This is a genomic window from Cypionkella sinensis, from assembly GCF_042646385.1.
GTDB lineage: Bacteria > Pseudomonadota > Alphaproteobacteria > Rhodobacterales > Rhodobacteraceae > Cypionkella > Cypionkella sinensis.
On sequence record NZ_JBHRTO010000001.1, the window covers coordinates 1,331,691 to 1,354,025 of the forward strand.

General features: G+C 61.3%; 18 protein-coding genes. 4 read left to right on the forward strand and 14 right to left on the reverse strand.

Going from position 1 to position 22,335, the window contains the following annotated elements; genetic code table 11:
- Window positions 1-224: 224 nt before the first annotated feature.
- The 4 genes from ACFOGH_RS06620 to ACFOGH_RS06635 form a co-directional block, all read right to left on the reverse strand.
- On the reverse strand, window positions 225-947 hold the full coding sequence (locus ACFOGH_RS06620) for an alanyl-tRNA editing protein (RefSeq protein WP_380072279.1): 723 nt from the start codon (window positions 945-947) through the stop codon (window positions 225-227).
- Entirely contained in the window at window positions 944-3,511 is a 2,568-nt protein-coding gene (locus tag ACFOGH_RS06625) for a DUF3772 domain-containing protein (protein WP_380072280.1), read from the reverse strand. The genes ACFOGH_RS06620 and ACFOGH_RS06625 overlap by 4 nt, the downstream gene beginning before the upstream one ends.
- Window positions 3,508-4,542 carry a cysteine synthase A gene (locus ACFOGH_RS06630; RefSeq protein ID WP_380072281.1) on the reverse strand — a complete coding sequence of 345 codons (1,035 nt, stop codon included), beginning with the start codon at window positions 4,540-4,542 and terminating at the stop codon, window positions 3,508-3,510. Before ACFOGH_RS06630 ends, ACFOGH_RS06625 begins: the two co-directional genes overlap by 4 nt.
- 196 nt (window positions 4,543-4,738) lie before the next feature.
- Window positions 4,739-5,347 carry a hypothetical protein gene (locus tag ACFOGH_RS06635; RefSeq protein ID WP_380072282.1) on the reverse strand — a complete coding sequence of 203 codons (609 nt, stop codon included), beginning with the start codon at window positions 5,345-5,347 and terminating at the stop codon, window positions 4,739-4,741.
- Between the two features lie 199 nt (window positions 5,348-5,546).
- On the opposite strand from ACFOGH_RS06635, the gene ACFOGH_RS06640 reads away from it, so the two are divergent.
- Window positions 5,547-6,083: a hypothetical protein gene (locus ACFOGH_RS06640; RefSeq protein ID WP_380072283.1), complete on the forward strand. Its 537-nt coding sequence runs from the start codon at window positions 5,547-5,549 to the stop codon at window positions 6,081-6,083.
- A gap of 291 nt (window positions 6,084-6,374) precedes the next feature.
- Here the strand turns inward: ACFOGH_RS06640 and ACFOGH_RS06645 are convergent, their stop codons facing one another.
- The 10 genes from ACFOGH_RS06645 to ACFOGH_RS06690 form a co-directional block, all read right to left on the reverse strand.
- Window positions 6,375-7,760: an aspartate aminotransferase family protein gene (locus tag ACFOGH_RS06645; protein WP_380072284.1), complete on the reverse strand. Its 1,386-nt coding sequence runs from the start codon at window positions 7,758-7,760 to the stop codon at window positions 6,375-6,377.
- A gap of 120 nt (window positions 7,761-7,880) precedes the next feature.
- Window positions 7,881-8,549, reverse strand: coding sequence for a GntR family transcriptional regulator (locus tag ACFOGH_RS06650; protein ID WP_380072285.1), 669 nt, complete (start codon window positions 8,547-8,549; stop codon window positions 7,881-7,883).
- Between the two features lie 54 nt (window positions 8,550-8,603).
- Window positions 8,604-10,187: a glycoside hydrolase family 43 protein gene (locus ACFOGH_RS06655; protein WP_380072286.1), complete on the reverse strand. Its 1,584-nt coding sequence runs from the start codon at window positions 10,185-10,187 to the stop codon at window positions 8,604-8,606.
- A gap of 54 nt (window positions 10,188-10,241) precedes the next feature.
- On the reverse strand, window positions 10,242-11,375 hold the full coding sequence (locus ACFOGH_RS06660; protein WP_380072287.1) for a Gfo/Idh/MocA family protein: 1,134 nt from the start codon (window positions 11,373-11,375) through the stop codon (window positions 10,242-10,244).
- Window positions 11,376-11,385: 10 nt separating this feature from the next.
- Window positions 11,386-12,135 (reverse strand): sugar phosphate isomerase/epimerase family protein, encoded by a 750-nt coding sequence (locus ACFOGH_RS06665; protein WP_380072288.1) that lies wholly within the window; start codon window positions 12,133-12,135, stop codon window positions 11,386-11,388.
- Between the two features lie 9 nt (window positions 12,136-12,144).
- Window positions 12,145-14,532, reverse strand: a complete 2,388-nt coding sequence (locus tag ACFOGH_RS06670) for a beta-mannosidase (protein WP_380072289.1) — start codon at window positions 14,530-14,532, stop codon at window positions 12,145-12,147.
- Window positions 14,533-14,534: 2 nt separating this feature from the next.
- On the reverse strand, window positions 14,535-15,617 hold the full coding sequence (locus ACFOGH_RS06675) for an ABC transporter ATP-binding protein (protein ID WP_380072290.1): 1,083 nt from the start codon (window positions 15,615-15,617) through the stop codon (window positions 14,535-14,537).
- Window positions 15,618-15,620: 3 nt separating this feature from the next.
- Complete coding sequence (locus tag ACFOGH_RS06680; RefSeq protein WP_380072291.1) at window positions 15,621-16,538, reverse strand: carbohydrate ABC transporter permease; 918 nt, start codon at window positions 16,536-16,538, stop codon at window positions 15,621-15,623.
- Entirely contained in the window at window positions 16,531-17,424 is an 894-nt protein-coding gene (locus ACFOGH_RS06685) for a carbohydrate ABC transporter permease (protein WP_380072292.1), read from the reverse strand. Before ACFOGH_RS06685 ends, ACFOGH_RS06680 begins: the two co-directional genes overlap by 8 nt.
- Window positions 17,425-17,493: 69 nt before the next feature.
- On the reverse strand, window positions 17,494-18,723 hold the full coding sequence (locus ACFOGH_RS06690) for an ABC transporter substrate-binding protein (RefSeq protein WP_380072293.1): 1,230 nt from the start codon (window positions 18,721-18,723) through the stop codon (window positions 17,494-17,496).
- Between the two features lie 330 nt (window positions 18,724-19,053).
- Between ACFOGH_RS06690 and ACFOGH_RS06695 the strand changes: the two genes are divergently transcribed.
- Genes ACFOGH_RS06695 through ACFOGH_RS06705 form a run of 3 tightly spaced genes read left to right on the forward strand, consistent with a single transcriptional unit; the run spans window position 19,054 to window position 22,314 of the window.
- On the forward strand, window positions 19,054-20,085 hold the full coding sequence (locus tag ACFOGH_RS06695) for a LacI family DNA-binding transcriptional regulator (protein ID WP_380072294.1): 1,032 nt from the start codon (window positions 19,054-19,056) through the stop codon (window positions 20,083-20,085).
- A gap of 9 nt (window positions 20,086-20,094) precedes the next feature.
- Window positions 20,095-21,150 (forward strand): sugar phosphate isomerase/epimerase family protein, encoded by a 1,056-nt coding sequence (locus ACFOGH_RS06700; protein WP_380072295.1) that lies wholly within the window; start codon window positions 20,095-20,097, stop codon window positions 21,148-21,150.
- 3 nt (window positions 21,151-21,153) lie between these two features.
- Window positions 21,154-22,314 (forward strand): Gfo/Idh/MocA family protein, encoded by a 1,161-nt coding sequence (locus tag ACFOGH_RS06705; protein WP_380072296.1) that lies wholly within the window; start codon window positions 21,154-21,156, stop codon window positions 22,312-22,314.
- Window positions 22,315-22,335: the final 21 nt, after the last annotated feature.

The following is a 22,335-nucleotide window of genomic DNA, read 5'->3' on the forward strand; positions in this document are numbered from 1 at the left end:
CAACACAGGCGGGGCGCAAGGGGGGCGGGTTGGAATTTACGGGGCGGGTGTGGGATTTTCTGCCGGGTTTCCGGGGCATATTCTGTCGTAGCTTTGGGGAAAACTTTTACAAAGTTTCCGTCTCGGCTTCGGTAAAATTTCCTGCCGCAGCATCGGTCGCAGCTTCGATAAATGCCGCAGCAAAACCTGCCGCCACTCCCCGTTTCCGTCCAACTTCCTGCGCTTCAGTCGACCAGCAGCAGGTTCACCCGGCGGTTCTGTTTGCCCTTGTTTTCGATGCGCCCGATCTCGACATGGCCGATCTCGGCGGTGCGGGCGACGTGGGTGCCGCCGCAGGGTTGCAGATCAATTTGCGTCGCAGCGTCACCAATCCGCACAAGGCGGATCGCGCCCTGACCCATCGGCGGGCTGACCGACATCGTCTTGACCAGCCCCGGATTGGCCAGAAGCTCGGCCTCGCTGATATAGCTGTCTGTCACCGGAAGATCGCGCGCGATCAGCAGGTTCAGGGCTGCATTCAGCGCGGCGATATCCGTGGGCGGCTCGGGCATCATGAAGTCGAGACGGCCCTTGTCGGCCCCGATCTGCCCGCCCGTCACCGGCAGCGGGATCACCACCGACAACAGATGCAGCGCGGTATGCACCCGCATATGGCGGTGGCGGCGCGTCCAATCCAGACGCTGCGTCACCTGCGCGCCCACGGGGGGCAAGGCTGTGGCGTCGGCAGGCACCAGCGCGATCAGCCCACCCTCGACCTTCACCGCTGTGGCAATCGGCATCCGTCCGCCCGGCCACAGGATCATGCCGCAGTCTCCCGGCTGCCCGCCTGCGGTGGCGTAGAAGATCGTCGCATCCAGCACGATGCCACCCTCGGGCGTGTGGGCCAGCACGGTGGCCTCGGCCTCGCGCAGATAGGGATCATCGCGAAACAGCAGGTGCGTGGTCATGCGCGGGGGTCCTTGGGCTTCTGAACGGGGGAGCTTTTGACAGAGCCGCTTTTCAGCGGCTTGGCGTCGATGGCACCTGCATCGTCCAGATTTTCGTCATCGGGGGCAGCAAGCGGATGCGGCGCGGGGGCCATGAACATCGCCACCGCCTCCTGCGCCGCCTGTTCTTCGGCCTTTTTCTCGGCTTCGGCCGCGGCTTCATCAGCGATCCGCTTCAGATAATCGCGATGCGCGTTCGAGAACAGGATACCCTCGGCCTGGAAGCGCTCGGCGATCTGGTGGTTGATTTCCGAGCGCACGGCGACCTGAAAGTTGATGTCGCGGATGATCATGCGGATTTCAAAGTTCATCACTTCGGCGCCAAAGCCCATCAGCGCAATCACCGGCGGCGGGTTCAGAATCGCCAGTGGCTGCGCTTCGACAATCTCGCGCAGCACGGCCTCGACCCGGCGGCTGTTCGTCGTGAACGGCACCGAGACCGGCACGATCACCCGGCCCGACAGGTTGAAGCGTGTCCAGTTCGTGACGCGCCCCGTGATGAGATCAGAGTTGGGCACGATCACGTCAGAGCGGTCAAAGGTCTGGATGCGGGTCGAGCGCACCGAGATCGCCTTGACGATGCCCGATGTGGTGCCAACCTCGATCCAGTCACCCTCCGAAACGGGGCGTTCGACCAGCAGGATGATGCCCGACACAAAGTTCGACACGATGGTCTGCAAGCCAAAACCGATGCCGACCGACAGCGCCGATGCCACGAGTGCAAAGCCGGAAAGATCAATGCCCGCCGCGGTGATCGCCAGCAGCGCCGACAGGAAAATCCCGGCATAGCCGACGCCTGAAACGATGGCGTTTCTGCCGCCCTGATCCAGCGAGGTGCGCGGCAGGATCGAGGCCTTCAACCCGCCCTGCACCAGCTTTGTCGCCGCATAGCCAATGCCGAACACCGCCACGAGGATGATAAAGCTTGTCGGCGAAATCCGCACACCGCCCAGCGAGACGCCGGTGCGGAACGAGGTCCACAGATCGGCCAGATCGACCACCCGCGCCCCCCAGATCAGCGCCAGCAGCGGCAAGGCGGCGCAGGTGAACACCAGCCCTGCGATCACCGGCAACAGCCCATCCTTGCGGGCGTCGGGGTTGCGCGCGATCGTCACATACAATTCGGCAAAGAAGCCTTGCAGCACCACCACCATCGCAAACAGCGACAGCGTGTTGATCGCGGGCCAGATCAGCGCATTGGCGGCACTGACATAGCCGATCACGCCCAGCACAGGCGCAATCACCGAAATTGCGATGGCGGCAGACGACACCCAATAGATCAACTCAAAGCGGAAGGCACCCTCGCCACCGCTGCGCGCCTTGGCACTTTCGCGCCGCAGGATCCGACCCAAGCGGAACAGCGCCAGCGCCGCGAAGATCTGCAACGGCACCACGATGACCGAAATCGCCGCGTCCGTGGCCTGTGCCACCTGCTGCGCGCGATCCGCGCCGATGTTGGTGGCAGCGCCGCCCAGAAAGTTGCTGGCGCGCGGCACGATCCATGCCGCCACCAGATCATAAAGCGCCACCGAGATCCCCAAAAGCACCGCCTGCAGGCGGCCTTCGGCGCGGCCTTCTGTGCCAAGGCCGATGGCGCTTTCCTCGTCAGGGTCCAGCGGAAAGATGTGATGCGCCAGCCACCGGGTCAGGAAAATCACCAGCACCACGGCGGGCAGGGTTTCAAACAGCGACAGGATGATCGGCCCGAACAGCGAGGCCCGCTCCATCGCCAGATACAGCATCACCGCGCCCGCAAACGGCAGCACCACCTGCCCCAGCGACACGATGCCCGAGATCAGATTGCGCCCGCGCATATGGGTCTTGGTCAGCAGCCAATAGGTCAGCCGCCGCATCCAGGCACCGCCGCGTGCCAGCAACACCACCGCCGCCAGCAGCAATACCACGATCAGCGGCGCATTGTCGCGCAACTGATCGACGTTCATCGGTCGGGTGAACCGCCAGCGGGTTTCGTCATAAATCCACTGGCCCATCCAGCGGAACATCGACACCGCCGTCGGCCAGTTCACCGGGTTCAGCGCCGAGGGCGACAGCCGCAGCAGCTTGTCGGCGTGGCGTTCGCGGATCAGCTTGTCGATTGCGGCGATGGTGCTGTCGGCGCGGGTCGCGGCCTCGGTCGCGGCCAACACCGGCGCTTGCAGCTTGGCCAATGCCTCGGTCAACTCGCCGCGCCGCTTGGCGATCATCGCATCTTCGGTCTGCCCATCGGCGGGCAGCGGCCCCAGCGCCGCGATCTGGTTCTTCACCGTAGTGATCTGATCGGCATTGCTGGCCTGCGCCGTGCTGAACGTCGTGCGCCATTTCACCATCTCGGCGCGCATCGCGGTCAGCCGCTCGTCATCAATCTGGGCTTTTGCGACCAGATCATCAATCTGCAACGCCGTGGTGTCGAAGGTGGTGTAATCGTCTGCCGTCGGCGCATCCTGCGCAAGCGCTGGCACGGATTGCGCCAACGCTGCCCCCAGCACCAGAACCAGCAGCAGCCTGCGCAGCATCGCCCCGATCATGCGTCTTCAAACACCGTGGGGATGTTCGACGGCGCGCGGTCCAGCCATTCCGGCACCGGCAAGCCCTTTTCCTTCAGGAACGCGGGGTTATACAGCTTGGACTGATAGCGATTGCCGTAATCGCACAGGATGGTGACGATGGTATGACCCGGCCCCATCTCGCGCGCCATGCGGATCGCACCCGCGATATTGATGCCCGACGAGCCGCCCAGACAGATCCCCTCATCTTCCAGCATCTCAAACACCAAGGGCAGCGCCTCGGCATCCGGGATACGATAGCTGAAATCGGGGGTAAAGCCTTCGAGGTTGGCGGTGATCCGCCCCTGCCCGATGCCTTCGGTGATCGAGGTGCCGGGGCTTTCGAACTTGCCGGTGGTGTAGAACGCGTGCAGCGCCGCCCCTTCCGGGTCAGCCAGCCCGACCTTCACGCCCTTCGGCTGCAACGCCATCCCGACGCCTGCCAAAGTGCCGCCCGAGCCGACCGCACAGATAAAGCCATCGACCTTGCCACCTGTCTGCTCCCAGATTTCAGGCCCCGTGGTTTCGATATGGCTTTGCCGATTGGCGACATTGTCAAACTGATTGGCCCAGATCGCGCCGTTCGGCTCGGTCCGCGCCAAGGCCTCCGCCAAACGCCCGGAATAGCGCACATAGTTGTTGGGGTTCTTGTAGGGCGCCGCTGGCACCTGCACCAGTTCCGCGCCCGCCAGGCGCAACATGTCCTTTTTCTCCTGCGACTGCGTCTCAGGAATGACAATCACGGTGCGGAATCCCATGCTCGCACCCACCAGCGCAAGGCCGATCCCGGTATTGCCCGCCGTGCCTTCCACTATCGTGCCGCCCGGCTTCAACAGCCCCTTGGCCACCGCATCGCGGATCATATACAGCGCCGCGCGGTCTTTCACCGACTGGCCGGGGTTGAGAAACTCGCATTTGCCCAAAATCGTGCAACCCGTCATCTCTGACGCACGTTTCAGCTTCAAAAGCGGGGTGTTGCCGATTGTGTCAGCCAGATCAGAGTGAATCCGCATGGGGCTTGTCCTTTATGCCGTTGCTAAAGGAATAGGCGAGCGCACCGGCAAACTCAAGCACAGCACCGCCGAAAAGGAAATCGGCAGCGCTTGTCCGCGCCAGCCTGAACCCTGTTCCAGCCAAAGCCGTTTGGCGCAAACGCCGCTTTGGCCAAAGTCCCGTGCGGGCAGCAAAAATCCCGGTTGCAATAGCCGCTCAGGCGGGCTTCAGCGCGGTCAAACCATTGTCCACGCCATTCTCCCGCGTCTCCAGACCAAAGCCCAGATCGGGGAAATACAGCCAACGCTGCGTATGGCTGTTATCCTTGCCAACGAAATTGGCCTCGACCGGGATCGCCTTGTAGGAACAGCCCGACAGCTTGACGGTTCTTTCCGCCAGAAACGCATAGCTTACCTTGAAGCGGTCATCGTAATCATAGCCGCCGCTCTCCGAGCTGTTGTTCTGCCGGGTGTGCGCCTTGACGACGCCCGACCACCCCTGCCCTGCCACCGGCACCGGCGGCTTGCCGCGAAAGCTTTGCACCGTATCGGTTGACCCACCGCCCACCATATTCGGGTCTTCGACGCGGTAATGCGTGCTGGACAGCTCGTAAATCCCAAGCAGCGTCTGGCGATTGTCCGACCAGACCGGCGCGCCAGCGGCATAATCCACAAACACCCCGTTGCCCTTGGCAATCACCCGGCCCTTGTGACCATCGGCACGCGCAAAGACGACGCCTTTGCTCAGGTCATTCGCGGTCACGCAATCGGCTGCGGCAGGCATCGCGGTCAGCAGCAGGCAGGCGGTCAGAGCAAAGCGGGTCATGGTGTTGGGTCCAATGTGGGTTACAATGCGCTGCAGGCTAGCCAAGTTTCCGCGAAAAGACGCATGACAACTGCTGTCAGAAACCGTGTTTAGACAGGACATTCTCGATAGTCACCGGACGCATAACGGATTGTCGTGATTTACGGCTGATAGCCAATGCTGTCTAACTGCAAACAGGAACAGCTGTGCGAAACTTCAGATGACAAAAACCTCGGCCCTCTTAGGTGCTGGTATCATTGCCGTGCTGGCCTGTTGTTTTACGTCGACTGTTTTGTTTGGCGGGCCTTTTCGGGCGATAGCGCTGTTCACGATCTGGAATGACAGATTGGGGCTGGCCTACTGGCGTGCGCTCGTTCTCGTTGCCATCCTGCTTGCACTGATGCTGACCATGGTCGCTGCCCGGTTTGGGCTGCCGCGCGCTGTCCTTCCCGCGTTTTTCATTGTCATCTCTATGGGTCTTTCGGCCCTAATGGTGGGAAGCTACGCAGCCGCCCAACGTGCCCAGATTGTTGAAAAATTTTCCCCAGATCTGGAGATCCGCTCCTCTGTTTTCGCGTCGTTCAGAAATGCGCCGCGTGACTTCCAATTCTTTCTGCACGGCGCGGCAATGAAGCACTGCCAACCTTACGCGTGGAGCTATCGTGAGATGGCATTTTACAAACTGCCGCCGAATGTGGCGATCAATGTGCTGCCGCCAAACTGGTTAGAGCAATGCGGCATCGAACGAACACCATAGGCTTATCCAGTCTTTGACTGGACCTGCTGCCAAGCCTTTAATCCGCGACCAAAACTCAGTCGCGCGGCTGCTTGAATTCAGCCAAAACCGAAACCACTACCATATGTTGTGTAAAACTGGCATAAATCGACCGAAAAACACAAGTCCATCCCAGTTGGGAAGGTTTTAGTCGGCAGTGGTCCCAAGGCCCAAACAACGCTCAATACGGCACACAGCTTGCGCACAAACGCCACAGAAAAGGGCGAGGCCGTACAGCCCCGCCCCAGCTTTCCGAGAAAACCTATTCTGCGCTTACTTGAACAGCCCGTCAGCCTTCAGTCCGGCGTAGCATTCATCCAAAGACTTCCACGCGCGCTCGATCAGCACGTCGATTTCTTCCGGCTTGATCACCAACGGCGGCGCGATGATCATCCGGTCGCCGACATGCCGCATGATCAGATTGTTGGCAAAGCAGCGCTCGCGGCAGCGATAGCCAACCGTTCCGGTTTCGGCGGCAAACTTCGCCCGCGTGGCCTTGTTCGGGGTCAGCGCAATAGAACCCATCAGGCCCACCAGCTTGGCCTCGCCGACCATCGGATGCTCGGTCAGGCCAGCCCATTTGGTCGCAAGGTAGGGATGGGCGACATCGCGGACATGCTCGACGATCTTCTCTTCCTGCATGATGCGCAGGTTCTCCAGCGCCACCGCTGCCGCCACCGGATGCCCGGAATAGGTGTAGCCGTGGTTGAATTCATCCGTGCCGATCACCGCCGCAACCTCGTCGCAGACAATCGAGCCGCCGATGGGCTGATAGCCCGAGGACAAGCCCTTGGCGATGGTCATGATATGCGGCTTGATGCCAAAAGTCTGACTGCCGAACCAGTTGCCAGTGCGACCAAACCCGGTGATCACCTCATCCGCGATCAGCAGGATGCCATATTTGTCAACGATGCGCTGAATCTCGGGCCAATAGGTCGACGGCGGCACGATCACCCCGCCCGCGCCCTGAATGGGCTCGCCAATGAACGCCGCGACGTTCTCGACGCCCAGGTTCAGGATCATCTTTTCCAGTTCCTGCGCCCGCATCAGGCCAAAATCTTCCGGCGTCATATCGCCGCCCTGTTCCCACCAGTTCGGCTCGCCGATATGGACGATCCCGGCCAGCTTGCCACCGTGGGCGTGGATGCCCGACATACCGCCCAGCGAGCCGCCGCCGATGGTCGAGCCGTGATAGCCATTGGTCCGCGCGATGATCACGCGCTTTTCCGGCTGCCCCTTGATGTCCCAATAGCGGCGCACAAGGCGGATATTGGTGTCATTGGCTTCCGACCCCGAGCCTGCAAAGAACACGTGGTTCATGCCCTCAGGCGCCAGTTCGGCGATCTTGGCAGCCAAAGCAATCGCGGGCACGTGGCTGGTCTGGAAGAACGTGTTGTAATACGACAGCTCATCCATCTGCCGCTTGGCCACCTCGCCCAACTCCGGGCGGCCATAGCCGATATTGACGCACCACAGCCCCGCCATGCCGTCGATGATCTTGTTGCCCTCGCTGTCGGTCAACCAGACGCCTTTGCCCTGCGTCATGATCCGCGCGCCCTTTTTGCCCAGCGCGCCGTTGGCGGTGAACGGGTGCATGTGGTGGGCTGCATCCAGCGCCTGCAATTCCGCCGTTGGCATATGGTTGGTGATTTTGTTCATTGCATGACCTCTTGAAATGCTAAGCCCGCCCCGAATCCGCCGGCCTTTGCATCACGATATGATCAAACGCCAGAGCGTTCAAGAAATTTGATCAAATTACTTGGGCGGCCGCAGCCGTCGCTAGATTTCGCCGCGTTGCAAAGCGGCGCGCACCTGATCAACGCCCTGCGCAATGTCGCGCTGCATCGCAGCCGACAACCCCACCGCATCGCCCGCCCGCATGGCCGCCAGCGCCTCTTTATGCGAATCCGGCAGGCTGGTCGCGCCCGAGCGGCTGGAGACTACCCGCAAACTCGGCCCGAACCGCAGCCAAAGCGAGCGCGCCATATCCAACAACACCCCGGCCCCCGCCGCCTCATACAGCGCGAAATGGAAGGCGTGGTTGCTTTTCAGATAGCCAGATACATCATCGGCGCGGATCGCGGCGTCGACGGCGGCATCCAATGCTTCAAGCTTGGCGATCAGGGCAGGCGTGATCACCGCAAGGCCCGCCAGATGCGGCTCGATGGTCAGGCGGGCGAAGGCGACTTGATCGAGATCGGTGGCGCTCAGCCGCGGCACCGTCACCCGGCGATTGCCCTGCGGCAGCAAGGCCCCCTCAGCCGCAAGCCTGCGGATGGCTTCGCGCACTGGGGTCATGCCGGCCTCTAACCCTGCGGTCAGGCCCTGAATCGTCACCGGCTGACCCGGTTCCAGCACGCCAAACAGGATCATGTCGCGCAGGCGGGCGTATGTCACCTCATGGGTCGGGATTTTTCGGGCGTCTTCGGTCATGCGGCCTGCACTCATGGATCTGAGCGCCGTTTATGACGCCAATCGCCCACGTTGCAAGCCCGGCGTTTGTCACAGGCCCGGATGATAGCCAAAGCGTGTAAAATCGGCACTCCACCCCTGCCCTGTCAGATCATACGCCACCATCCCGACGAATGCCCCGGTGAATGACGCGTGCTCGCCCCGCCCGCCCTCATCCGAGATCACCGAGGCATCCAGCGGCGGGCCAAGCGGTTGGGCCGCGCCACCCTGCGAGCAGAAAAACTGCTGTGTGGCACGATCCACCACGACGGAAAGGGTGATCGGACCATCCGGGATCGGTAGCGGATCGCTGAAGGTCAGCGCCTCGGTCACATCGCCCGCGCAGGAAATGACGCGCAGACAGCGCCCAACGGCAGGCTCATGCGTGACCAGCGCCGCATGAAACTTGTGGCGGTTGTAATAGGTGGTCAGCCCCGCTGCGCGCTGCCAGTTGGGCGGATCTGCGTGCAATGTCGTCTCGGCACGGTAGGCCTGATGCTCTTGCCTGCGCGCCACCAGCGCCTGTTCAAACCATGAGCCCAGGCTTTCCCGCCCGATCAGCCGCAGCGCCTGCCCGGTCATCTGGAAAATCCGATCAGCATGGGGCGTGCGCAACCATTGAAACTCGGGCGGCAGCGCGTCCGTCAGAGCATGCACCGTTGCGGCATCAGCCGCGCGCTCTGGCCCCGGCAAGACAGCGGGCGGCACCAGCCCGCCGCTTTCCAGATAAAGCCAATCCTCGACCCAGACACATTTGGCGAGGCCGGTCTCACGCCCGGTTGCGCAGAACAGACCGTGTGGGCCTTGCACGGGTCGCCCGCAGAGATAGCTGTGATAGGCCTCACCCTGTGGAGTCTCGACATATTGCCCATGACCAACGCGCTGGATCGGATTGCCGGGCGCGAAGCGGGCTGTCATCAGATGCTGATTGGGATGCGTCTCATACGGGCCAAAGATTGACCGCGACCGCGCCATCGTCACCGCATGATCATATCCGGTGCCGCCCTCGGCAGTGGTCAGGTAATACCAGCCGTTCCGCTTGAAGATATGCGGCGCTTCCGTCAGCCCCAACCCGGTGCCGGTGAAGATCGTTGCAGGTTCACCGATCAAGCCGCGCTCGGGGTGCCATTGCTGCAACTCGATGCCGTCAAAACGATCTTGTGCCGGGTTCAGGCCTGACCCTTCCGGCCGATGGTTCCAGCGCATGTTGGTGAACCATTTGCGGCCATCGTCGTCATGAAACAGCGACGGATCAAAGCCAGAGGAGGTCACATAGATCGGGTCAGACCAATCGCCATCAATCGTGGCACAGGTGACGATATAGTTGTGCGCATCCTTGAACGCCCCGTCGAGCCGTTTCACATCGGTGTAAACCAGCCAGAACTTGCCATCGGCATGGCTTAAACACGGGGCCCACACCCCGCAACTGTCAGGGTTGCCGCGCATATCCAACTGGCCTGCGCGCCTCAGGGGCCGCGCCACCAGCCGCCAATTCACCAGATCGCGAGAGTGATGGATCTGCACGCCCGGATACCATTCGAAGGTCGAGGTGGCGATGTAGTAATCATCCCCAACCCGGCAGATCGAAGGATCGGGGTTGAAACCCCGCAAAACCGGGTTCTCGATCATGGTCATCCTCTGCGCTCAAATATCCACGGGGTCCGGGGGGCGTGCCCCCCGGCCTTTTGCTTAACGCAACAGCGCCCGCGCCTGATCAGGCCCCAAAGCGGCGGGGCGGGTGCAGGTGGTGGTCAGGGTGATGAATTCGCCGGTCTCGCCCGATTTCAGCGCGGCGGTCATCACATCGACCCCATGCAGCGTCCGCTCCAGCGAGCAACGCGCATCGCGCCCTTCTGTCACCGCCAGCACCATATCGGCCATGCCTGCGGTGCGGTAATTCGCCTGATCCTCGCCGCGATGGCCCTTCTGATTGACCACGCCGAAGGGATGATCCCAAGGCGCGACCTGCGTCAGCACCCCGTCCCGCCCCGCAATCTCCAAAGGTCCCCCGAAGAAATTCGGATCGGGCACGTAAAGCGTGCCCTCGGTGCCATAGAGTTCAAAATGGTTGCGCTTGTGGTGCCACACGTCCCAGCTTGCCGAAAAGCTGATGGTTGCACCCGAATGAAACTCCAGCAATGCCTGAATGTTGGAAGGCGTCTTCACCGCAATCTCTTGCCCCGCGCGATCACCCGATCCGATCACCCGCGTCGGCGTCGCCGCAGAGGTCAGCGCCCCCACCCGCCGCACGGGGCCAAGCAGGTTGATCAGATTGGCAATGTAGTAAGGCCCCATATCCATGATCGGGCCTGCGCCGGGCAGATAGAAGAACTCGGGCGACGGATGCCAGCTTTCCGGGCCATGGCCCTGAATGGCCGCGCAACCCGTCGTAATCGTGCCGAGCTTGCCCTCATCAATCAGCGCGCGCGCCTGTTGATGGGTGCCGCCCAGGAACGTATCCGGCGCACAGCCCACCGCCAGCCCTTTGCTGGCCGCCAGATCGCGCAATTCCACGCCTTCGGCCAGCGTCAGCACAAGCGGCTTTTCCGAATAGGCGTGCTTGCCAGCCTCAAGGATGCGTTTGGTCACGCCGTAATGCGCGTCGGGGATGGTGAGGTTGATCACCACATCCACGTCGTTATTCGCCAGCAGATCATCCACCGACTCCGCCTTGACGCCAAACTCCGCCCCCCGCGCCTGCGCGGTGGCCATATTCATATCGGCAACGCTGCGCACCTCCAGCCCTTTGAACAGCGGTGCCAACCGCAGATAAGAGGTCGAGATATTGCCGCAGCCAATGATGCCAATGCCCAGATTTGCCATGATTTTCCCCTTAGAACTTTTCGGCCGAGGCCAACGAGCGTTGTGCAAACCGCGCATGATCGGCGGGGTTGTCATGCTCCATCACGAAATTCGTCACGCCAATCTTGCGCAAGGCGGGCAGGATCTCGGCCCAATCCACCACGCCGTGCCCGACATCGGCCCAACCATCCTCGGCCAGATTTTCGCCCTTGGCTGCGATGTCTTTCACATGCGCCGCGACGATGCGGGATTTGTGATCGGCAATCCACGCCAGCGGGTCCGCGCCGCCGCGCACCACCCAAGCCACGTCCATTTCCCAAGCCAGATCCGGCCCGCCTTCAAACAACGCCGTCTGCGGCATCGCGCCATCGGCGGTTTTCACAAACTCGAAATCGTGGTTGTGCCAGCCAAACTTCAACCCGGCGGCCCGGATCGGCGCGCCTGCCTTTTGCAACCGCGCGCCCAGATCGTGCCAGCCTTTGCCGGTGGTCGGGCGCTCGTCCGGGTGAATCCATGGCACGATCACCTGCTCCATGCCCAAAGTCTTGGCGACAGTGATCGCCCAATCTGGGGTATCTTCCACCTGTGACAGCCCGAAATGCCCTGACGGCATTTTCAGCCCGCAAGCCTGAAGCCCCGCGTGCAGATCGGTCAATCCTGCCTGATCGGCATAAAGCCCGCCAAAGCCTTCGACCGCGCGGTAGCCGGTTTCGGCCAGCATCTGCAAGGTCTTCGCCAAAGGCGGGAAGTTGCGCGACGAATAGAGTTGATAGCTGAACATGATGCCTCCTCAGGCGGTCGGACCATAGGTCGCGGATTGAAGGTCGCGGATGGTGAAACGGGGGGCCGCACCGGATTGCGCGGGGGTGAAGGTGATCGTGGCCGGGTGGCCGGGGAATAGGGTGAAGCTGTTGGCCGAGAACCGCCCCGGCTGATCGGCCTCGACCGTCACGAACAGCGCCAGCGCCTCGGCGGTCAGGGTGATTTCATAGCCGCTGGGGTTTTTCTGAATCCGATGCGTCAGCCCCGCAGGCAAAAGATCGTAATGCTTGTAAGACCTTGGCGCGAAAGTATCGCCAGAAATCAGCCCGTTGCTGTCTGACCATGTGTAGGCCAGCATTTCCTGCGGGCCGATCTGATCGGCACCGATATGCAGCGCCGGAACCGCGCTGTCCGCGACAGGCACCGTCGCCGCGCCCAAGTCCCGCGTGCGGCCATCCATCGCCACCGCTATCGCCTTTACTGTCAGATCAAGCGCCGCGCCATCATTCACCGCGCGCAATTCGATGCCACCCACGACCGGCACCGCCGAGACCAGCACCGGCTGGAAAAACTGCTTCGCCATATGGTGCAACAGCTTCCATCCGCCGCCGTGATCGAGGCTCGACCACGAACAGACTGGCCAAGTGTCGTTCAACTGCCAGATCAGCGCGCCCATGCAATGTGGACGCAAGCTGCGCCAATGCGTGACCGCGGTTTTGATCGCCAAGCCCTGCTGCACTTGGGACAGGTAAACAAAATTCTCAAAATCCACCGGAAAGCGGAAATACCGGAACATGGTTTCGGCGATGCGGGCATTGCCGCCTGCGTTCTTCTGATGGCTTTCCATCACCGGGGCGGCAATGTTGAAATCCTTTGGATCAGCGAATTTGCGGATCACATCCATTGACGGATAGCTTTGAAAGCCAAACTCGCTGCAAAACCTGGGGCTGACATCGCGGTAATGGTCGAAATCGCGGCCCTCGTGCCAGACACTCCAGAAATGCATGTCGCCCTTGCTGTCGTCATGCCAGGCGTCGCCGAAATCCATCGGGCCGGGGCTGGGCGAGGATGGCCACCAAACCGCATCCGGCACCGTCGCCTTCAGCGCGGTTTCAATGCTGCGGTTCAGGCGGTCATATCCGACCAGATAGAGGTCACGATTGGCGCGGGTTTCGGGAAACCACGTCAGCGCGCCGATCAACTCATTGTCGCCGCACCATAGCACAAGGCTGGCATGGTGATGCAGCCGACGCGCCTGCTCGGCCACCTCAATCGCCACATTGTCTAGAAAGGCACGGTCAGCCGGATAGATGTGGCAGGAAAACATGAAATCCTGCCAGACCATCAGGCCCAATTCATCGCAGAGGTCATAGAACCAGTCGGCCTCATACCGCCCACCGCCCCAGACCCGGATCATGTTCATGTTGGCGTCCACAGCCGATTGCAGCAGATCGCGGGTGGCCTTGGGCGTGATCCGCCCCGCCAGCGCATCCTGCGGTATCCAATTCGCGCCCTTGGCAAACACATCGCGACCATTGATGCGAAACTTGAAGCCAAGGCCCGCCGCATCCTTCTCGGTGATCAAGGCGGCCTCGCGCAGACCAATCCGCCGCGTCACGCGCTGATCGCCAAAGCTGATCACCAGATCATGCAACACCTGCGCGCCCTGCCCAACTGGCCACCACAGCGCGGGGTCATCCACCACCAATTCCGCCACGGCCCGACCGCGCCGCACCACGGCCTGCGCCGTGACACCGCAAAGTGCCATGGAAACGCTTGCGCCCTCTGCCTCGCCCTCCAGCTCTGCCGTCACCGTCACCACCGCTCGCCCCGGGCTGTGAGCTTGCGAGATCACAACCGATGCCATCCGCGCCGGGGTCAGCGGCTCAAGGTAAAAATCCCCATAAACCCCAAAATTGCCCAGCGCGATGTTCCAATCCCAGCCGAAATCGCAGGCGGGTTTCCGCAGCATATTCCCATTATGGATCGGGGTGTTGTTGGCCGAGAACGGCACGAAGTAGGGCTGCGCCGCCTGCCGCTTGGCGGCCTCGACCGCAGGCGAGCGGAAGGTGATCGCGATGTCATTCTCGCCCAAACGCAGCACGCTCGAAAGATCAACGCGGTGGCTGCGGAACATGTTGTCGGAGGCCAACACCACCACACCATTCACTGCAACCTCGGCCACGGTATCCAGCATGGAAACCACCAGCACCAGATCGGTGCGCGCCGCCGCAAACCTGCGCCGTGCCACCCAATCGCGGCCACAAATCCAGCGCAGCTCATATTCGTTGCGGCCCCAATAGGGATCGGGGATCGCCCCTGCGGCATGCAGCGCCGAGATGCCATCGCCTGGCAGGCTGAACGGCACGGCATGATCGCCGCCGTCCGACAGTATCCAGCCGGTCGCCAGATCCACCGCTACACCCGCTGCTCAGAGGCCGTGTCAAAGATCGAGGCCTTGGCGATATCGACCTTCAGATGCACCTTGCTGCCCGCAGCCAGCCGACGCTCTACCGGCACCCGAACAGACATTTTCAGCCCGCCCTCGGCCTCCAGCCACACCAGAGAATCCGCCCCCATCGGCTCGTCAATCTCGACCACCGCCGGGATCGTCAGCCCCGGCTCGGGCTTATCCTGAATGATCAGATGCTCGGGCCGCAGGCCAAGGATGGCTTTCGGGCGATCCAGCACCGCGCCGCCCTCATATCCCGCCAGATCTATCCGGGTTGCCCCGAACTGAAACGCCCGCCCAGCTTCGACCGTGGCGCCGTGCAGGAAGTTCATCGACGGGCTGCCTATAAACCCTGCCACGAACAGGTTCGACGGGCGGTTGTAGATTTCCTGCGGTGCTGCGAGTTGCTGGATGATCCCGCCGCGCATCACCGCAATCCGGTCGGCCAGCGTCAAAGCTTCGATCTGGTCATGCGTCACATAGACCATGGTGTTGTTCAGCCGGCTGTGCAGCCGCTTGATTTCCACCCGAAGTTCGCTGCGCAGCTTGGCGTCAAGGTTTGACAAAGGCTCGTCAAACAGGAACACATCGACATCGCGCACCAGCGCCCGCCCGATCGCCACCCGCTGCCGCTGCCCACCCGAAAGCGCCGCAGGTTTGCGGTCGAGCAGCGGCCCGATCTGCAAAATCTCGGCCGCCCGCGCGATGCGCTTGTCGATTTCATCCTTCGGCATCCGCGCGTTTTTCAGCCCGAACGACAGGTTCCCGCGCACCGTCATCTGCGGATAAAGCGCGTAGGATTGGAACACCATGCCGATGCCGCGCTCGCTCGGCTCTGCCCAGGTGACGTTCTTACCCTTGATCCAGATCTCGCCATCGGTGATGTCCAGCAGCCCCGCCAGACAGTTGAGCAACGTCGATTTCCCACAGCCCGACGGCCCCAGCAGCACGATAAATTCGCCCTCGGCCACGTCGATATTCATGTTCTTCAGCACGGAAACCGAACCAAAGCTCAGGCTCAGGTCTTTGACTTGGATGGAATGGGTCATAGGTCAGCCTTTCACGGCACCCGCAGCAATGCCGCGCACAAAAAGTTTGCCAGAGACGAAGTAGATCACCAGCGGCACAAGCCCCGTCAGCAGCGTCGCCGCCATGTTGACGTTGTATTCCTTCACCCCCTGGACCGAGTTGACGATGTTGTTCAGTTGCACCGTCATCGGGTAGATTTCCGGCTTGGTGAACACGACGCCGAACAGGAAGTCGTTCCATATGCCGGTGATCTGCAGGATCAGCGCCACCACGAAAATCGGCAGGCTCATCGGCACCATGATCTGAAAGTAAATCCGCCAGAACCCGGCGCCATCGACCCGCGCGGCCTTGAACAATTCTTCCGGCAAGCTGCTGAAATAATTGCGGAACAGCAGGGTCAGGATCGGCATGCCAAAGATGGTATGCACAAGGATCAAGCCGTAAAGCGTGCCGTAAATCCCCAACTCGCGCAGCAAGATCACGATGGGATACAGCATGATCTGATAGGGGATAAAGCTGCCGAAAATCAGGATAGTGAAGAACACTTCACTGCCCTTGAAGCGCCAGTTCACCAGCGCATAGCCGTTCACCGATGCCACAATGATCGAGATGATCACCGATGGCACGGTGATCAGAACCGAGTTCCAGAACCCCCGCGACAGCCCATCACAGTTCAACCCCGTGCAAGCCTCGGACCACGCCTTGACCCATGGTTGAAAGGTGATCTCAACCGGGGGCGCAAAGATGTTGCCCATGCGGATTTCCGGCATCCCCTTCAGCGAGGTCATCACCATCACCCAAAGCGGCAACAGGTAGTAAACTGAGACCACGAACAGCACGCCATAAAGCATAATGTTGCTGCCGGAAAACCGCCGCCGGGGCTTCGCGCCGCGCGGTTGAACGCTGTGCGGCTGTGCGCTGGCCATGCTGACATCAGCCATGCTTCTTGCCTCCGAATTCCAGATAGGCCCAGGGGATCAGCACGATCAGCACCGACAGCAGCATCATCGTGCTGGCCGCAAAGCCTTGGCCCAGGTTCTGCGCGGTGAACATATAGCGATAGACATACATCGCAGGCACTTGGCTGGCATTGCCCGGCCCGCCCGAAGTTTGCGCCACCACCAGATCATACAGCTTGATGATGCCCGCCGCGACGATCACCAGCGTGGTGATAAACACCGGGCGCATCATCGGGATCACCACGAACAGATAGGTTTTCCACTTTGGGATGCCATCCACCCGCGCAGCTTTCCAGATATCCTCGTCAATGCCGCGCAGGCCCGCCAGCATCAGGCACATGGTAAACCCCGTGCCCTGCCACAGCCCTGCGATCAGCAGTCCATACAAAACGGTATTCGGGTTGTGCAGCGGATCGAAGGTAAAGCTTTCAAAGCCCATCCGCCGCACCACTTCCTGAATCCCCATTTCGGGGTTCAAAATCCATTGCCAGACAAGGCCGGTGACGATGAAAGACAAAGCAAACGGATAGAGCATGATGGTGCGGAACGTGTCTTCAAACCGGATTTTCTGATCCAGCAGCACCGCCAGCATGAAGCCCATGCTGATGGTGAAGATCAGCGACATCACGCCATAAAACGCCAGATTCCAGATCGCCGCATTCCACAGATCGGTAGACCACAAGCGGCGGTATTGATCAAAGCCCACAAACTCCAGCCGGGGTAACAGCTTGGAATTGGTGAAAGAATACAGCACCGTCCACAGCGTGCCGCCGACAAAGACCACCAAGGTCGTCAGCACCATCGGCACTGCCGCGATCTTGGCGTTCAGGTTGCGAAATGGTCGCCAGCCCACTGGTTTTCCGGCCATGTTGCGTCGCCTCCCCCCGGTGACAAAAAGGCCGCCCGAACTGGCCGGACGGCCCCTGCTCTGTCAGGCTTACAGCCCGGATTTCAGGATTTCGACGTAACGCGCCTGCGCGTCTTCCGGGGTCATCTCGCCGCTCCAGAATTCGCTTTGCATATCGCCCAACTGGGTCTGCACGTCTGGCGACCACGCCTGATCGCCAGAGGGCACGACATTGCCGGATTTCAAGATCTCCAGCCCCTTCTTCATGCAGTCGTTGGCTGACGACATATCAATGTCGCCCCGGATCGGCAGCGAACCTTTTTTCAGGTTGAACGCGACCTGCACCTCGGGGCTGACCAGCAAAGCGGCCAGACGCTTTTGCGCCGCTTCCTTGTCGGGATCATCCAGCTTCGGGAAATAGAACGCATCGCCGCCGGTCGACAGGTAAGCATTCAGCCCCAAACCCGGGAGGCAGGTGTAATCCTTGCCGGCAACCTTGCCCGCCACGGCAAATTCGCCCTGCGCCCAGTCACCCATGATCTGCCCGGCGGCATCGCCGTTGATCACCATATTGGTGGCCTGATTCCAATCCTGCACGGTGGATTTCGCCGCCAGCTTGCGCGCCTCTGCCGCTGCCTGGAACACTTTCAGCATCTCGGGGCCAGCGGCCGCGTCCATATCCTTGTCGAGGTTGACTTTCTTCCACAGATCCAAGCCGCCAACGCCGACAGTGATCGCGTTGAACGCAAGGTTAGATTGCCAGGCCTGCCGCCCCAAGGCCAACGGGATTTTCCCTGCCGCCTCAACCTGCGGCGCGCTGGCGACAAATTCCGTCCAGTTCTGCGGCACCGGAATACCCAGGTCCTCATAGATCTTGTTGTTGATCCACAGCCATTCAGGCGAGTGAATGTTCATTGGCGCACAATAGACCTTCCCGTCAATCGTGCAGCCATCCAGCAACGAGATCGGGTTGATCACGTCGCGCCATTTCTGCGCCTCGGCCACATCGGTCAGATCCAGCATCAGCCCGGCCTGCACCAGCTCCAGCGCCTGCTGGCCGTGGTTGAACTGCGTCGCCCCCATCGGATCGCCGCCGCTGATCCGCGCGATCATCACCGGGCGCGCGGTATCGCCGCCACCCGCAATCGCGCCGTCCACCCAGTGATCGCCACTGGCGTCAAATGCTTTGGCCAGTTCGGCCACCGCAGCCGCCTCACCGCCCGATGTCCACCAATGCGTCACTTCCAGATCGGTCGCCATGGCCGCTGAAGGCAGCGCAACACTCAGCAGAAGGCCAGCGGCCAATTTCCACGTTTTCATAGGATCCTCCCAGATCATGTCGATTTATTGCCGTCTAAATCGTTATAGCTCTATCCTATAACGTTATAGATTTTTCGATCAAGCAATCTTTTCGCTTGTAGCACTGGGTTTTCTGCGCCTTCATCGGGGGTGGTATCGGGGAGATTCCCGCTGCGGTTTGGATCACGATTTTCACGGAAGTCTCTGAAATATCGGCATAGTTGGTGCGCTGCCCGCCCACTCAACCACGGCGTGCAAAACGCCGCAACCCGGCATTTCAGCGAATCACATGGCTGGAAGAATGCGCGGAATAAGGCCACATCTTTGGGTCAAGTTTCGGAAATGGAAGCGATGACAGAATCACCCCCGCCCCCCGTTGGGGCCGAGCGGCCCACGCTGAAGACCATCGCAGCCGCCACCGGCCTTGCGATTGCCACGGTCAGCCGTGCCCTGAAAGACGCGCCCGACATTGGCGAGGAAACCAAGCGCCGGGTGCGCGAGACCGCCCTCCGCCTTGGCTACCGCCAAAACCGCGCCGCTGTGCGTTTGCGCACAGGCAAGACCAACGTGATCGCGCTGCTGCTATCCACCGAATCCGATGTGATGAACCACACCTCAAAGCTGCTCTATTCCATCGCCGATGCTTTGCGCGGCACTGCCTATCATCTGGTGGTGATGCCATTCTTCCGCGATCAAGACCCGATGGACCCGGTGCGCTACATCGTGGAAACCGAAAGTGCGGATGGCATCATCCTGAACCAGACCAAGCCCGACGATCCGCGCATCCGCTATATGACCGAACACCACATCCCCTTCGCCACCCATGGCCGCACCGATATGGGGCTGGACCACCCCTATTTTGATTACGACAACGAAAGCTATGGCCGCCTTGCCGTGCAAGCCTTGGCCGAGCGCAACCGCCGCCATGTCTATATGATCGCGCCACCGCGCAACCACATGTATGCCCGTCACATGATCATGGGTGCCAGCCAAGAGGCCGCCGCCCGCGGCATGCGGTTCGAGCTGGCCGATGATATCACCTCTGACAGTTCCGCCGACGCGATCGAGATTGACATTGCCTGCCGTTTTGCCAGCAATCCGCCCGATGCGATCATCTCTGGCTCGACCACCGGGGCCATTGCCGCCGTCGCGGGGGCCGAGCGCAATGGGCTGCACATCGGGCAAGATTTCGACATTGCAGCAAAAGAAGCGATCCGCCTGTTGCACAGATTTCGGAAAGAGATGATCGTTGTGCAAGAGGATGTGGCGCGCGCCGGAAACTTTCTGGCCCGCGCCGTGATGGCCGCGATAGAGGGTCGCGCTGCCGATCAGGGGCAAGCTTTGGAAGTACCGCAAGCCACGGACTTCCGCACGGGAAACTAGGGAGAGACCATGAAGACGATCAAAGGACCAGCGCTGTTTCTGGCGCAATTCGCAGGCGATGCAGCGCCGTTCAACAGCTTTGATAGCATCACCAAATGGGCCGCCGATTGTGGCTACAAGGGCGTGCAAGTGCCGTCATGGGATGCGCGGCTGATTGATCTGGACAAGGCCGCGACCTCGAAAACCTATTGCGACGAATTGAAGGGCGTGGCCGCCCAAAACGGCGTGGAAATCACTGAACTTTCGACCCACTTGCAAGGCCAGTTGGTCGCCGTGCATCCGGCATATGACACACAGTTCGATGGCTTCGCCGCCCCCTCGGTGCGCAGCAATCCGAAGGCGCGGCAGGAATGGGCCGTTGATCAAGTCACAAAGGCGCTCAGCGCCAGCAAGAACCTTGGCCTTACCGCCCATGCGACTTTCTCGGGCGCGCTGGCTTGGCCCTATCTTTACCCATGGCCGCAACGCCCTGCCGGTCTGGTCGAAGAAGCGTTTGACGAACTCGCCCGCCGTTGGACGCCACTATTGAACCACGCCGATGCCTGCGGCATTGATCTTGCCTACGAGATTCACCCCGGCGAAGACCTGCACGATGGCGTGACGTTCGAGATGTTTCTGGAGCGTGTGAACAACCACCCGCGCGCCAACATGCTGTATGATCCCAGCCATTATGTGCTGCAACACCTTGATTATATTGAGCATATCGACATCTATCACGAACGGATCAAGATGTTCCACGTCAAGGACGCCGAGTTGAACCCGACGGGCCGCCAAGGCGTTTACGGTGGCTTCCAATCTTGGGTGAACCGCGCGGGCCGCTTCCGCTCGGTCGGCGATGGGCAGGTCGATTTCGGCGGCATCTTCTCAAAACTCACCCAATACGGCTTTGACGGTTGGGCGGTGGTCGAATGGGAATGCTGCATCAAACACCCCGAAGACGGTGCCCGCGAAGGGGCGGCCTACGTCGCTAAGCAGATCATCCGGGTGACGGAAAAAGCCTTCGACGATTTCGCCGACGCGGGCACCGACCGCGCCGCCAACCGCCGCATGTTGGGATTGGAGTAAACCATGGCGATCACCGCAGCACATACCGCCCGCAGCCCCCGCATCCGTCTTGGCATGGTCGGCGGCGGCCGTGGCGCCTTCATCGGCGCTGTTCACCGCATCGCATCGCGCATTGACGACCAATACGAACTCGTCGCGGGCGCGTTTTCATCTGACCCCGACCGCTCTGCCGCCTCTGCCGCCGATCTGGGCGTGGCACGCAGCTATGGCTCTTTCGCCGAGATGGCGCAGAAAGAAGCGCGGCGCAAAGACGGCATCGAAGCCGTCGCCATCGTCACCCCAAACCACATGCACGCCCCGGTGGCTTTGGAGTTTCTGAAGCGCGGCATCCACGTGATTTGCGACAAACCACTGACCGCGACCTTGGCCGAGGCCAAAAAGCTGGCGAAAGCCGCCGAAGCCTCTGGCGTGGTCTTCGCGCTGACGCACAACTACACCGGCTACCCGATGATCCGCCAAGCCAAAGCCATGGTAGAGGCGGGCGATTTGGGCGACATCCGGCTTGTGCAGGTCGAATACGCGCAAGACTGGCTGGCGCATGAGGTCGACAACAAACAAGCCGATTGGCGCACCGACCCTGCGCGCTCGGGTGCGGGTGGATCAACGGGCGACATCGGCACCCATGCTTTCAACCTGGCGAATTTTGTAAGCGGTCTCACCCTCACCGAACTCGCCGCCGATCTGCAAAGCTTCGTCCCTGGCCGCCGTGTCGATGACAACGCTCATGTGCTGCTGCGTTACGACACCGGCGCGCGCGGAATGCTGTGGTGCAGCCAGGTCGCGGCAGGTCAGGAAAACGGCCTGCGCCTGCGGATCTACGGCACCAAGGCTGGGATCGAATGGGAACAGGAAAACCCGAACTACCTGTGGGTCACGCCAATCGGTGCGCCGCGCTACCGGCTGACCCGCGGCGGTGCGGGATCAGGCGAGGCCGCTGCCCGCGTCACCCGCATCCCGCCGGGGCACCCCGAAGGCTATCTGGAAGGCTTCGCCAATATCTACGCCGAAGCCGGTCGCGCCATCATCGCCCGGCGTGACGGTTCGGCCTTGGACAGCGCGGTCAGCTTTCCGGGCCTGAAAGAAGGGCTCGACGGCGTGGCCTTCGTCGATGCCTGCGTGCGCTCGTCGCGCAAAAACGGGGCGTGGACAAAGCTGGCACTGTAACGCCCAACCCCGGCGCAACCG

Coding starts and splice junctions, on each gene's coding strand:
- ACFOGH_RS06635 (WP_380072282.1), bottom strand. CDS start 5,347: ATGACCCGCTTTGCTCTGACCGCCTGCCTGCTGCTGACCGCGATGCCT.
- ACFOGH_RS06695 (WP_380072294.1), top strand. CDS start 19,054: ATGACAGAATCACCCCCGCCCCCCGTTGGGGCCGAGCGGCCCACGCTG.
- ACFOGH_RS06655 (WP_380072286.1), bottom strand. CDS start 10,187: ATGACCATGATCGAGAACCCGGTTTTGCGGGGTTTCAACCCCGATCCT.
- ACFOGH_RS06630 (WP_380072281.1), bottom strand. CDS start 4,542: ATGCGGATTCACTCTGATCTGGCTGACACAATCGGCAACACCCCGCTT.
- ACFOGH_RS06625 (WP_380072280.1), bottom strand. CDS start 3,511: ATGATCGGGGCGATGCTGCGCAGGCTGCTGCTGGTTCTGGTGCTGGGG.
- ACFOGH_RS06665 (WP_380072288.1), bottom strand. CDS start 12,135: ATGTTCAGCTATCAACTCTATTCGTCGCGCAACTTCCCGCCTTTGGCG.
- ACFOGH_RS06700 (WP_380072295.1), top strand. CDS start 20,095: ATGAAGACGATCAAAGGACCAGCGCTGTTTCTGGCGCAATTCGCAGGC.
- ACFOGH_RS06680 (WP_380072291.1), bottom strand. CDS start 16,538: ATGGCTGATGTCAGCATGGCCAGCGCACAGCCGCACAGCGTTCAACCG.
- ACFOGH_RS06650 (WP_380072285.1), bottom strand. CDS start 8,549: ATGAGTGCAGGCCGCATGACCGAAGACGCCCGAAAAATCCCGACCCAT.
- ACFOGH_RS06640 (WP_380072283.1), top strand. CDS start 5,547: ATGACAAAAACCTCGGCCCTCTTAGGTGCTGGTATCATTGCCGTGCTG.
- ACFOGH_RS06705 (WP_380072296.1), top strand. CDS start 21,154: ATGGCGATCACCGCAGCACATACCGCCCGCAGCCCCCGCATCCGTCTT.
- ACFOGH_RS06675 (WP_380072290.1), bottom strand. CDS start 15,617: ATGACCCATTCCATCCAAGTCAAAGACCTGAGCCTGAGCTTTGGTTCG.
- ACFOGH_RS06660 (WP_380072287.1), bottom strand. CDS start 11,375: ATGGCAAATCTGGGCATTGGCATCATTGGCTGCGGCAATATCTCGACC.
- ACFOGH_RS06620 (WP_380072279.1), bottom strand. CDS start 947: ATGACCACGCACCTGCTGTTTCGCGATGATCCCTATCTGCGCGAGGCC.
- ACFOGH_RS06685 (WP_380072292.1), bottom strand. CDS start 17,424: ATGGCCGGAAAACCAGTGGGCTGGCGACCATTTCGCAACCTGAACGCC.
- ACFOGH_RS06645 (WP_380072284.1), bottom strand. CDS start 7,760: ATGAACAAAATCACCAACCATATGCCAACGGCGGAATTGCAGGCGCTG.
- ACFOGH_RS06690 (WP_380072293.1), bottom strand. CDS start 18,723: ATGAAAACGTGGAAATTGGCCGCTGGCCTTCTGCTGAGTGTTGCGCTG.